General features: G+C 54.9%; 13 protein-coding genes and 1 tRNA gene. All 14 read right to left on the bottom strand.

Going from position 1 to position 11,085, the window contains the following annotated elements:
• A partial coding sequence (locus V7Q41_RS11110) for a 2Fe-2S iron-sulfur cluster-binding protein (RefSeq protein ID WP_333845915.1) occupies positions 1-801 on the bottom strand: 801 nt, incomplete at its 3' end.
• A gap of 14 nt (positions 802-815) precedes the next feature.
• The gene (gene nuoF, locus V7Q41_RS11105; protein WP_333845914.1) at positions 816-2,168 is read right to left on the bottom strand and encodes an NADH-quinone oxidoreductase subunit NuoF; all 1,353 of its coding nucleotides are present in this window, start codon (positions 2,166-2,168) and stop codon (positions 816-818) included.
• A 2-nt stretch (positions 2,169-2,170) separates the two neighbouring features.
• A complete protein-coding gene (gene nuoE, locus V7Q41_RS11100; protein WP_333845913.1) occupies positions 2,171-2,686 on the bottom strand; it encodes an NADH-quinone oxidoreductase subunit NuoE in 516 nt (171 codons plus the stop codon).
• Positions 2,683-3,936: an NADH-quinone oxidoreductase subunit D gene (locus V7Q41_RS11095; RefSeq protein WP_333845912.1), complete on the bottom strand. Its 1,254-nt coding sequence runs from the start codon at positions 3,934-3,936 to the stop codon at positions 2,683-2,685. The genes nuoE and V7Q41_RS11095 overlap by 4 nt, the downstream gene beginning before the upstream one ends.
• Positions 3,929-4,543: an NADH-quinone oxidoreductase subunit C gene (locus V7Q41_RS11090; RefSeq protein ID WP_333845911.1), complete on the bottom strand. Its 615-nt coding sequence runs from the start codon at positions 4,541-4,543 to the stop codon at positions 3,929-3,931. Before V7Q41_RS11090 ends, V7Q41_RS11095 begins: the two co-directional genes overlap by 8 nt.
• A 24-nt stretch (positions 4,544-4,567) precedes the next feature.
• On the bottom strand, positions 4,568-5,044 hold the full coding sequence (locus V7Q41_RS11085) for a NuoB/complex I 20 kDa subunit family protein (RefSeq protein ID WP_333845909.1): 477 nt from the start codon (positions 5,042-5,044) through the stop codon (positions 4,568-4,570).
• A gap of 9 nt (positions 5,045-5,053) precedes the next feature.
• A complete protein-coding gene (locus tag V7Q41_RS11080; protein WP_333845907.1) occupies positions 5,054-5,413 on the bottom strand; it encodes an NADH-quinone oxidoreductase subunit A in 360 nt (119 codons plus the stop codon).
• A gap of 83 nt (positions 5,414-5,496) precedes the next feature.
• Positions 5,497-5,581: transfer RNA gene (locus V7Q41_RS11075), tRNA-Leu, on the bottom strand.
• Positions 5,582-5,689: 108 nt separating this feature from the next.
• Positions 5,690-6,028 (bottom strand): preprotein translocase subunit SecG, encoded by a 339-nt coding sequence (secG, locus tag V7Q41_RS11070; RefSeq protein ID WP_333845906.1) that lies wholly within the window; start codon positions 6,026-6,028, stop codon positions 5,690-5,692.
• Positions 6,029-6,053: 25 nt separating this feature from the next.
• Positions 6,054-6,815 (bottom strand): triose-phosphate isomerase, encoded by a 762-nt coding sequence (gene tpiA, locus V7Q41_RS11065; protein WP_333845905.1) that lies wholly within the window; start codon positions 6,813-6,815, stop codon positions 6,054-6,056.
• A 13-nt stretch (positions 6,816-6,828) separates the two neighbouring features.
• Positions 6,829-8,961 carry a polyribonucleotide nucleotidyltransferase gene (pnp, locus tag V7Q41_RS11060; RefSeq protein ID WP_333845904.1) on the bottom strand — a complete coding sequence of 711 codons (2,133 nt, stop codon included), beginning with the start codon at positions 8,959-8,961 and terminating at the stop codon, positions 6,829-6,831.
• A gap of 196 nt (positions 8,962-9,157) precedes the next feature.
• Complete coding sequence (gene rpsO, locus V7Q41_RS11055) at positions 9,158-9,421, bottom strand: 30S ribosomal protein S15 (protein WP_333845903.1); 264 nt, start codon at positions 9,419-9,421, stop codon at positions 9,158-9,160.
• Between the two features lie 104 nt (positions 9,422-9,525).
• A complete protein-coding gene (gene tsaD / locus V7Q41_RS11050; protein WP_333845902.1) occupies positions 9,526-10,566 on the bottom strand; it encodes a tRNA (adenosine(37)-N6)-threonylcarbamoyltransferase complex transferase subunit TsaD in 1,041 nt (346 codons plus the stop codon).
• 49 nt (positions 10,567-10,615) lie between these two features.
• Positions 10,616-11,085: hypothetical protein (locus V7Q41_RS11045; protein ID WP_333845901.1), on the bottom strand; the 470-nt coding region annotated here is incomplete at its 5' end.

Genomic DNA, 11,085 nt, shown 5'->3' with positions numbered 1-11,085 from the left:
AGCTTCGTAGCTGAAACGGTCGCGGTCAGCAATCCAGCATTCGTTGACGTCTTCGTTTTCCAAAGGCACGACGCGCATGACCTTGTTGTTCTTGACTTGAACCACCAAGTTGGCGCCAGTTGCATCGTGGGGGCTGATGGACTTGCGCCGGCTCAACTCCCAGGTGCGGGCGCTGTAGCGAAAGGGCTTGCTGGTCAACGCGCCCACAGGGCAAATGTCAATCATGTTGCCGGACAACTCCGAGTCCACCGATTGACCGACGAAGGTTTCAATCTCAGCATGCTCGCCGCGATGCGACATACCCAACTCCATGATGCCAGCCACCTCTTGGCCAAAGCGAACACAGCGTGTGCATTGGATACATCGGCTCATCTCTTGCATGCTGACCAATGGGCCGGCATCTTTGGGCATCACCACACGTTTTTCTTCTTCGTAACGCGAGGTGGAGCCTCCATAGCCCACCGCCAAGTCTTGCAACTGGCATTCACCACCTTGGTCGCAAATCGGACAGTCAAGCGGGTGGTTGATGAGCAAAAACTCCATCACCGACTTTTGGGCCTTGACAGCGCGTTCACTCTGGGTGCGAACCACCATGCCTTGCGTCACAGGTGTGGCGCAAGCGGGCATGGGCTTGGGCGCTTTTTCCACATCCACCAAGCACATACGGCAATTGGCGGCGATGCTGAGTTTCTTGTGGTAACAAAAATGCGGAATGTAGGTGCCCGCTTTTTCAGCTGCATGCATGATCATGCAGCCTTCTTGGACGTCAATCTTTTTACCGTCGAGTTCAATTTCAATCATGGCACTTTTCCGTGTCAAACGTAGGCAGCGACCGTGCAGGTCTTGTGCGTGATGTGGTGTTCAAACTCATGTCGAAAGTGCTTGATCATGCCGCGCACGGGCATGGCAGCTGCATCTCCGAGGGCGCAAATGGTGCGGCCCATGATGTTTTCTGCTACGTTGTCAAGCAAGGCTAAGTCGCTTTCGCGTCCTTCGCCACGCTCAATCCGGTCGACCATGCGCCACAACCAACCTGTACCTTCTCGGCAAGGTGTGCATTGACCGCATGACTCGTGCATGTAGAAGTAGCTCAAACGCAGCAGACTCTTGACCATGCAGCGCGAATCGTCCAACACAATCACCGCACCTGAACCCAACATCGAACCCGCTTTGGCAATGCTGTCGTAGTCCATGGTGCAGGCCATCATGATGTCAGCAGGCAAGACAGGCGCAGAGGACCCCCCCGGAATGACAGCCTTCAGCGTACGACCTTGGCGTACGCCACCGGCCAACTCCAACAATTTGGAGAAGGGTGTGCCCAAGGGTATTTCGTAGTTACCAGGACGCTCCACATCACCGCTGATGGAGAAGATCTTGGTACCACCGTTGTTAGGCTTGCCGCATTCGAGATAAGCCTGACCTCCATGGTTGATGATCCAAGGCACGGCGGCAAAGGTTTCGGTGTTGTTGATGGTGGTGGGTTTGCCGTACAAACCAAAGCTCGCAGGAAATGGTGGCTTGAAACGGGGTTGACCTTTTTTGCCTTCGAGCGATTCAAGCAGCGCAGTTTCTTCACCGCAAATGTATGCCCCAAAGCCGTGGGCGGCATGCAACTGAAAGTTGAATGTCGAGCCCAAAATGTTGTCACCCAAATAGCCAGCGGCACGGGCCTCTTCGAGGGCAGCTTCAAACCGTTCGTAGGTTTGGAAAATTTCGCCGTGGATGTAGTTGTAGCCCACGCTGATGCCCATGGCATAGGCTGCAATGGCCATGCCTTCAATCACGATGTGGGGGTTGTGCTGCAAGATCTCGCGGTCTTTGCAGGTGCCAGGCTCACCCTCGTCAGAATTGCAGACCAAGTACTTTTGGCCGGGAAACTGGCGGGGCATGAAACTCCACTTCAAACCCGTAGGAAAGCCCGCACCACCGCGGCCACGTAAACCAGATTCTTTGACAGTGGCGATGACTTGATCTTGGGTCAAACCTTCGGTCAATATTTTGCGCAACGCTTGGTAGCCGCCGCGTGCCACATAGTCTTGGATAGACCAGTTGTGACCATTGAGACCCGCCAAAATTTGGGGGCCTATGTGACGGTCGTGGAAACAAGAGTCCACTGCCGTTGATTGGAATTGAGAGAGAACTTGTAAAGCTTGGCTAGAAGTTGTCATGCTTATTCCTTCAAGGCGCGCAAGCCTTGGACCAACTGGTCGATCTTGTCTTCGCTCATATAACTGCACATGGTGCGGTCATTCACCAGCAACACAGGTGCATCAGCGCAAGCGCCCATGCATTCACCAGGCTGCACGGTGAACATGCCATCGGCTGTGGTTTCGCCAACATCAATACCCAAGGTCTTGGTCAAGTGCATCAAAGCACCCTGCCCGTTGCGCAACTGGCAAGGCAGATTGGTACACACGTTGATCTTGAACTTACCAACAGGCTGTTGGTTGTACATGTTGTAGAAGGTCGTCACTTCGTGAACAGCCATGGGCGCCATGCCCAAAACCTCAGCAATCACGCGCTCGCTCTCGGCGCTGACAAAACCCTGCTCTTGCTGGGCAATGGACAAACAAGCCATGACAGCCGATTGCTTCTGGTCGTCGGGGTATTTGGCAACCTCATGTGCAAAACGCGCATGAGCCTCTTGCGACAACGGTGGGCTGGAGTGGGTGCTTACAGAACTCATCGGTCAATTTCCCCGAACACAATGTCCATGGTGCCAATCACTGCGACAGTGTCAGCAATCATGTGGCCACGCGCCATTTCATCCATGGCTGCCAAATGGGCAAAACCTGGTGCGCGAATTTTTAAACGGTAGGGCTTGTTGGCACCATCGCTCACGAGGTAGATACCAAACTCGCCCTTGGGGTGCTCGACGGCGGCGTAGGCCTCCCCTTCGGGCACATGGAAGCCTTCGGTGAAGAGCTTGAAGTGATGAATCAACTCTTCCATGTTGGACTTCATGCCTTCACGACTTGGCGCAGCCACCTTGTGGTTGTCGGTGATGACGGGACCGGGGTTGACGCGCAACCAGTCCACGCATTGCTTGATGATGCGGTTGGACTGGCGCATCTCTTCGACACGCACCAAATAGCGGTCGTAGCAATCGCCGGTTTTGCCAACAGGGATGTCAAAGTCCATGCGGTCGTACACGTCGTAGGGCTGGTGCTTGCGCAAGTCCCAAGCAATGCCCGAGCCACGCAACATCGCGCCTGAAAAACCTAGATTTTTTGCACGCTCAGGCGTCACAACACCGATATCGACTGTGCGTTGTTTCCAAATGCGGTTGTCGGTCAGCAATGTTTCGTACTCGTCCACCAACTTGGGGAAGCGTTGCGTGAAGTCGTCGATGAAGTCGAGCAAAGAGCCTGAGCGGCCTTCGTTCAAACGGGCCACAGACTTGGCATTGCGCACTTTGCTGGCCTTGTACTGAGGCATGCTGTCTGGCAAGTCACGGTAGACACCGCCTGGACGGAAATAAGCCGCATGCATGCGTGCGCCCGACACGGCTTCGTACATGTCAAACAAGTCTTCACGTTCGCGAAAGCAGTAAATCAAGATGTTCATCGCGCCGCAGTCAAAGCCATGACAACCCAGCCACAACAAATGGTTGAGCAAGCGCGTGATTTCGGCATACATCACGCGGATGTATTGCGCGCGTTCGGGGACTTCAAGCCCCATCATTTTTTCAATGGCCAAGCAGTAAGCGTGCTCATTGCACATCATCGACACGTAGTCGAGGCGGTCCATATAGGGCAAGGATTGGATGTAGGTTTTGCTCTCCGCCAACTTTTCAGTGGCGCGGTGCAACAGGCCAATATGCGGGTCAGCGCGTTGGACCACTTCGCCGTCGAGTTCCAACACCAGGCGCAGCACGCCATGCGCGGCCGGATGTTGGGGCCCCAAGTTGAGGGTGTAGTTTTTGATATCAGCCATGTACACCGCCGTAGTTGTCTTCGCGAATGATGCGCGGCGTAATTTCGCGCGGCTCAATGGTGACGGGTTGGTACACCACACGTTTTTGCTCGGCGTCGTAACGCATCTCGACGTGACCCGAGGTTGGGAAATCTTTGCGGAAAGGGTGCCCCACAAAGCCGTAATCGGTCAACAAACGGCGCAAGTCAAGGTGGCCTTCAAACACAATGCCAAACAAATCAAACGCTTCACGCTCAAACCAATTGGCCGAATTCCACACGTCGTTGACCGAAGCCACCACAGGCACGTCTTCACTCACCGCGAACACACGCACACGCAGACGCCAGTTGTGCCTGACCGACAGCAAATGACTCACCACCGCGAAGCGCGGGCCATCGGTAAATTTGGAATGGGCACCGTCTTTGTAGCTCGACATGTCCAGCCCGCACAGATCCATCAGCTGCTCAAAACCCAGTCGATCATCATCTCTCAAGGTTTGGCACACATCATGGTAGTCGGCAGCCGAGACCGTCAAGGTCAACTCGCCCAAAGCGAATTCAAGGCGTTTGACTTGATTCCCCAGCACTTCGTGCAAAGCAATTTCAAGCGTTTGAATGGAATGGCTCATTTGACTTTCCTATGCACTGCGCAATTAACGCGCAATGGTGTTTTCGCGGCGAATCTTGCTTTGCAGCTGCAAGATTCCGTACAACAAAGCTTCAGCAGTGGGTGGGCAGCCTGGCACGTAGACATCGACAGGTACCACCCGGTCACAACCGCGCACCACAGAGTAGCTGTAGTGGTAATAGCCACCACCATTGGCGCAAGAGCCCATGGACAAAACCCAACGAGGCTCTGACATTTGGTCATAAACTTTACGCAAAGCAGGTGCCATCTTGTTGCACAAGGTGCCCGCTACGATCATCAAATCGGATTGACGAGGACTTGGGCGAAACAACATGCCAAAACGGTCCATGTCATAACGTGCAGCGCCCGCATGCATCATCTCCACGGCGCAACAAGCCAAACCAAATGTCATGGGCCACAGCGAGCCAGTCTTGGCCCAATTCACCACCGAGTCGTAGGAAGTGGTGATGAAGCCTTCTTTGAAAACGCCTTCTAGTGACATAGCAGATCCTTACTCCCAATCGATGGCGCCCTTGATCCACATGTAGGCGAAGCCTGCAACGAGGATGGCAAGGAAGATCATCATGTCGATGAAACCAATGAACCCAATCTCTTTGAGCGCAACAGCCCAAGGAAACAAAAACGCGATCTCCAAATCAAACAAGATAAAGAGGATGGCAATCAGGTAGTAGCGCACATCGAACTTCATGCGCGCGTCTTCAAACGCTTCAAAACCACACTCGTAGGGGGAGTTTTTGGCCGGATCCGGACGGCGTGGACCCAAGAAAAAGCCGATCACTTGGGGGGCAACTCCGACGGCTAGCCCAACAAGGATGAATAAAAGGACGGGAAGGTATTGTTCTAAGCTCATCTCAATCTCGCGGTCTAACGGTTGACTAGTCTGCGAAGTCTGCCGTAACTTGTTGACACCAGAGTTACAGCAGACTTTTTGGATGGTGCCGTCGGCGAGACTCGAACTCGCACAGCTTTCGCCACTACCACCTCAAGATAGCGTGTCTACCAATTTCACCACGACGGCTTTGGATTGTTTGTTCTACGGAAACGAAGAGGAATAACGCCCCCTGAACAGCCTCAGAGTCTAACCTGAAAAGGAGCCCAATCACTCTGAAGGGCGAAGGTTTTGTAATTACTTCGTAGGAATTTGTGCCGCACCAGAAGCTGGAACTTCGGCCACTGGTGCAGGCGCCATCACAGCCCCTTCAAGCACGCTGCCAGAGCTAACTGGACGCAGGTTGCCAAAGTAGGCCAAGGCCAATGTACAGACAAAAAACACAGCAGCCAAAACACCGGTGGTGCGCGACATAAAGTTAGCGCCACCGCTCGCACCAAACAAACTGCCTGAGCTGCCGCTACCGAACGCAGCGCCCATGTCCGCCCCCTTGCCATGCTGCACCAAGATCAAGCCGATCATGACCAAAGCAGCCAACAGCTGAACCACCTGAACAATATTCAAAATCAAACTCATAAAAACTCCGAAAAAATAATTACTTTCAGCGCGCCGCAGCCGAGATGATGGTCAAGAAATCTGCTGCCTTGAGGGCAGCGCCGCCAATGAGTCCACCATCAATGTCAGGCTGGGCCAGCAACTCATGCGCATTCGCCGCATTCATGCTGCCGCCATACAAGATGTGGACGCGCTCTGAATGCTCGGTCGCTGCTTTCAACTGCCCACGCAACACCTGGTGTACCGCTTGGGCTTGCTCGGGTGAAGCTGTTTGACCTGTGCCAATCGCCCAAACAGGCTCATAAGCGACCACGATTTCGCTGATGCAATGCCCATTGGCTTGAATCACGGCTGCCAATTGTCGCTTGACCACCTCTTCGGTTTTGCCCGCTTCGCGCTCAGCTGAGGTTTCGCCCACACAAACGATGGGCGTAACGCCTACCGACAAAGCAAGCCTCGCCTTGAGGGCCACATGCGCATCTGTTTCAGCATGGTGTTGACGACGCTCCGAATGCCCAACAATCACATATCTCACAGCAAAGTCTCTCAACATGGCTGCAGATATCTCGCCGGTATAGGCACCCTGCTCATGTGATGAGACATCTTGCGCGCCCAAGTCAATCCCTGACCCCATGACCAATTGCTGCACCTGTGACAAATAAACGGCAGGCACACACACTGCTACCTGCGCATGTTTGGAAGCCAAAGCATGCACAAGGCCCTGCTGCACGTCGTGCAACAAGGCTTGGTTGGTGGCCAAACCACCATTCATCTTCCAGTTGCCTGCGATGAGTTTTTGCTTCACCACAACCTCGCCGCGCTTAGCCTTCTGACGATGCGTCGTGCGGGTGATCCGCTTGAGGACGCTCCATCAAAGCTTTCATCGACAGCTTGACACGACCCTTTTCGTCAGTCTCAAGCACTTTCACGCGCACGATTTGACCTTCGCTGAGGTAGTCGGTGACTTTTTCGACACGCTCGTGAGCGATTTGGCTGATGTGCAACAAACCATCTTTGCCAGGCAACAAATTGACCAAGGCGCCAAAGTCCAAAATCTTCGTGATCGGACCTTCGTAGACCTTGCCGATTTCGACTTCGGCCGTGATCTCTTCGATGCGACGCTTGGCTTCTTCGGCCTTGGCGCCGTCCGTGGCAGCGATGGTGATGGTGCCGTCTTCTTCGATGTTGATCTGAGTGCCCGTCTCTTCGGTCAGCGCACGGATAGTGGCGCCGCCTTTGCCAATCACGTCACGGATCTTTTCGGGATTGATCTTCATGGTGAACAACTTTGGCGCAAAGTCTGACACTTCGGTCTTGGCTTCGCCCATCGCGGCTTGCATTTTGTCCAAAATGTGCATGCGGGCTTCTTTGGCTTGGGCCAATGCAACCTGCATGATTTCTTTGGTGATGCCTTGGATCTTGATGTCCATTTGCAAAGCAGTGATACCGTTGGTGGTACCAGCCACTTTAAAGTCCATATCGCCCAAGTGATCTTCGTCACCCAAGATGTCGGTCAACACTGCAAAACGGTTGCCGTCTTTGATCAAGCCCATGGCGATACCAGCCACGTGTGCTTTCATCGGCACACCAGCGTCCATCATGGACAAGCAGCCGCCGCAGACGGAGGCCATCGAAGAGGAACCATTAGATTCTGTGATTTCAGACACCACGCGCATGGTGTACGGAAACTCTTCTTTGGTAGGCAAGACAGCCACCAAAGCACGCTTGGCCAAACGGCCGTGGCCGATTTCGCGGCGCTTGGTCGAGCCCATGCGGCCCACTTCGCCTGTGGCGAAGGGAGGCATGTTGTAGTGCATCATGAAACGGTCTTCGTACTCACCCGCCAAAGCGTCGATGCGTTGTGCGTCGCGCTCGGTACCCAAGGTGGTGATCACCAAAGCCTGGGTTTCACCGCGTGTGAACAAGGCCGAGCCATGGGTGCGAGGCAACACGCTGTTGCGAATTTCGATCGGACGCACCGTGCGTGTGTCGCGACCGTCGATGCGTGGCTCGCCTGCCAAGATTTGGCTGCGCACGATGTGGGCTTCGATGTCAAACAACATGTTTTCGACCTTGACCGAATCAAATTCAACGCCGTCCGCCTTGAGGGCTTCCATCGCTGCCGCGTAGGCTTGGCGGCAAGCCAAGGTGCGGGCTTGCTTGTTGCGGATTTGGTAGGCAGCGCGCAGTTTTTCTTCAGCGTGGGCTTGCACCTTGGCGATCAGTGGCTCGTCCTTGGCCGGCGCAGCCCAATCCCAGGCTGGCTTGCCCGCGTCGCGGACCAGTTCGTGGATGGCGTTGATCGCGATGTTGCCTTGCGCGTGGCCAAACACCACAGCGCCCAACATGATTTCTTCTGACAGCTGTTGCGCTTCAGATTCGACCATCAACACCGCCGCTTCGGTGCCAGCGACCACGAGTTCCATCTGGCTGTCTTTGCGTTGTGTTTGACCTGGGTTCAAGACGTATTCGCCGTTGATGTAACCCACGCGAGCGGCACCGATGGGGCCGTTGAAAGGAATGCCAGAAATGCTCAAGGCAGCAGACACAGCGATCAAAGCTGCGATATCAGCATCGACTTCGGGGTTCAGTGACACAGTGTGAACCACCACATGCACGTCGTTGTAGAAACCTTCTGGGAACAAAGGACGGATGGGGCGATCAATCAAACGACTGGTCAATGTCTCGTGTTCGCTGGGCTTGGCTTCGCGCTTGAAGAAGCTGCCAGGGATCTTGCCTGCGGCGTAAGTCTTTTCGATGTAGTCCACCGTCAAGGGGAAGAAATCTTGGCCTGCTTTGGCAATCTTGGAGCCCACCACAGTGGCCAACACCACGGTGTCGTCCATGTTGACGAGCACAGCGCCGCCAGCTTGACGAGCCACTTCGCCAGTTTCCATGGTGACCGAGTGTTGGCCCCATTGGAAGGTTTTGGTAACTTTGTTGAAAATTGACATGTGTTTTCCTTAAGAAATTTGGCATGAAACGGTGCAGTAAACGATGCCATTCCAGAAAAGATGGGGCTTTTTTGGAATGACACAGCTTTCGAATCTGCGCCTGTTTGTCTTGCCGTTTGTGAAAAATGCGTGGTTAAAAGTGCAAAACGCCTGAGCTTGTTGAAAACTCAGGCGTTTGTCGCTAGAAATTTAACGATTACTTGCGCAAGCCAAGTTTGGCGATCAGAGCAGCGTAACGGTCAAAGTTTTTAGACTTGAGGTAGTCAAGCAATTTGCGACGACGGCTCACCATGCGCAACAAACCGCGACGGCCGTGGTGATCTTTGGCGTGTTGTTTGAAGTGAGGGGTGAGTTCATTGATACGAGCGGTCAACAAAGCCACTTGGACTTCGGGACTGCCTGTATCGCCTGCGGCGCGCGCGTTGTCTTTGACGACTTCAGCAATGGTTGCTGTCAACATGGGTTTTTTCCTTAAATATTTGACTTGCGTTGCACCGTGGAAGTTGGTGCAACGTGCTTTGCTTACCCAAAAGGTAAAGCCCGCAGAGTATAGCAGGGCTGGGTTTAAGACAATTCAGCCAGTGGCCAACGGGGCTTGACGTCAAAGCTGTAACGCGGCTGAGCCTGAGCCATCCCGTCCTTGCCGCTTTGCAGCCGCATGGCAGCGGCCATGGCAATCATGGCGCCGTTGTCGGTGCACAAATGCAGTTCCGGGTAATGCACGCGAACGCCTTGGCGTTGGCAAGCGGTATTGAGCTGCTCGCGCAAATGCCGGTTGGCCCCCACGCCCCCCGCCACCACCAAGCGCTGGAGGCCAGTTTCACGCAAGGCACTGAGCGACTTCTTCAGCAGCACCTCGACGATGGCAGCCTCAGTAGAAGCCGCCAAATCTGCTTTTCGGGCGGCTAAGTCGTCACCCAGCTTTTTGGCTTGGGTCATCACCGCTGTTTTCAGGCCAGCAAATGAAAAATCCAAATTACCACTGTGCAGCAAGGGACGTGGAAGCTTGAAGGCCGCAGCGTCCCCCTGCTCGGCCAGCTTGGACAAGGCAGGTCCACCAGGGTAGCCCAAGCCCATGAGCTTGGCAGATTTGTCAAAGGCCTCGCCCGCTGCATCGTCAATGGTTTCGCCCAGCAGCGCGTAGCGCCCCACACCATCCACGCGCATCAGCTGCGTGTGTCCACCCGACACCAACAAGGCCACAAACGGAAACTCAGGCGGGTCATCGCTCAAAAACGGCGACAACAAATGGCCCTCCAGGTGGTGCACGCCCAACACAGGTTTGTTCAGGGCTGCACCCAGCGCACACGCCACACCCGCCCCCACCAGCAAAGCACCAGCCAAACCAGGGCCTCGGGTGTAGGCCACCACATCCAGATCCGACAAAGATTGATGGGCCGAAGCCAGCACCTCACGCGCCAGCGGAATGACGCGGCGGATATGGTCGCGACTCGCCAACTCTGGCACCACGCCGCCATAAGCCACATGCATGGCCACTTGGCTGTAGAGGGCGTGAGACAACAAGGTGGGCAGGCCTGAGCCATCGGTGCGGACCAAGGCCACACCTGTTTCATCACAAGAAGATTCAATACCAAGGATCAACATAAGCGGCAGAGTTTATGCGCTCTGCAGCAGACCATCTGCGCACGGATGGCTAAGGAGCCAACGAGGTGGTCACCCACCCAGCTTCCAAGGTCTGTGGTTGCTTGATCACGTCAGGCGCGCGTTGCTGCTTCATGACCAAGGGGCCAGCAACGGCTCGACTTTTTTCAGAATGGGTGTAGAGGGGTGAAGCAAACACCACTGTCGTCAAGGCGATGGCGACTTGTTTGTAAGACAACTTCAAACCTCGCGGCGCCAACGACGCCATGCCGCGGTACAAACGCAACCCCGTTGGTACTGGCGGCGTGAAAACAAGTTCTTGACGTGACGGCGAGCCACTGCGTTGGCCCGAAGCGTCAGCTGTCATGAGAGGGGCGAATTGCCCCGACGTCGCGCTTGAAGGAGCATTAGCCATAGCACTGGCAGTAGCTATGGCACTGGCAGCAGCGCCAGCAGCACCGCTGGCACTGGCACTGGCACTGGCACTGGCACTGGCACTGGCACTGGCACTGGCACTGGCAC

Origin of the sequence: Limnohabitans sp., assembly GCF_036804465.1 — a bacterium.
Taxonomy (GTDB): domain Bacteria; phylum Pseudomonadota; class Gammaproteobacteria; order Burkholderiales; family Burkholderiaceae_C; genus Limnohabitans.
Note: the sequence above shows the minus strand (reverse complement) of the source record. Positions and strands in the feature narration are given on the sequence as shown.

Bases quoted from the DNA above. Each gene is read 5' to 3' on its own strand.
- secG (WP_333845906.1), bottom strand. From the start codon at position 6,028: ATGAGTTTGATTTTGAATATTGTTCAGGTGGTTCAGCTGTTGGCTGCT.
- nuoE (WP_333845913.1), bottom strand. From the start codon at position 2,686: ATGAGTTCTGTAAGCACCCACTCCAGCCCACCGTTGTCGCAAGAGGCT.
- V7Q41_RS11095 (WP_333845912.1), bottom strand. From the start codon at position 3,936: ATGGCTGATATCAAAAACTACACCCTCAACTTGGGGCCCCAACATCCG.
- V7Q41_RS11085 (WP_333845909.1), bottom strand. From the start codon at position 5,044: ATGTCACTAGAAGGCGTTTTCAAAGAAGGCTTCATCACCACTTCCTAC.
- V7Q41_RS11080 (WP_333845907.1), bottom strand. From the start codon at position 5,413: ATGAGCTTAGAACAATACCTTCCCGTCCTTTTATTCATCCTTGTTGGG.
- V7Q41_RS11090 (WP_333845911.1), bottom strand. From the start codon at position 4,543: ATGAGCCATTCCATTCAAACGCTTGAAATTGCTTTGCACGAAGTGCTG.
- rpsO (WP_333845903.1), bottom strand. From the start codon at position 9,421: ATGTTGACAGCAACCATTGCTGAAGTCGTCAAAGACAACGCGCGCGCC.
- pnp (WP_333845904.1), bottom strand. From the start codon at position 8,961: ATGTCAATTTTCAACAAAGTTACCAAAACCTTCCAATGGGGCCAACAC.
- nuoF (WP_333845914.1), bottom strand. From the start codon at position 2,168: ATGACAACTTCTAGCCAAGCTTTACAAGTTCTCTCTCAATTCCAATCA.
- tsaD (WP_333845902.1), bottom strand. From the start codon at position 10,566: ATGTTGATCCTTGGTATTGAATCTTCTTGTGATGAAACAGGTGTGGCC.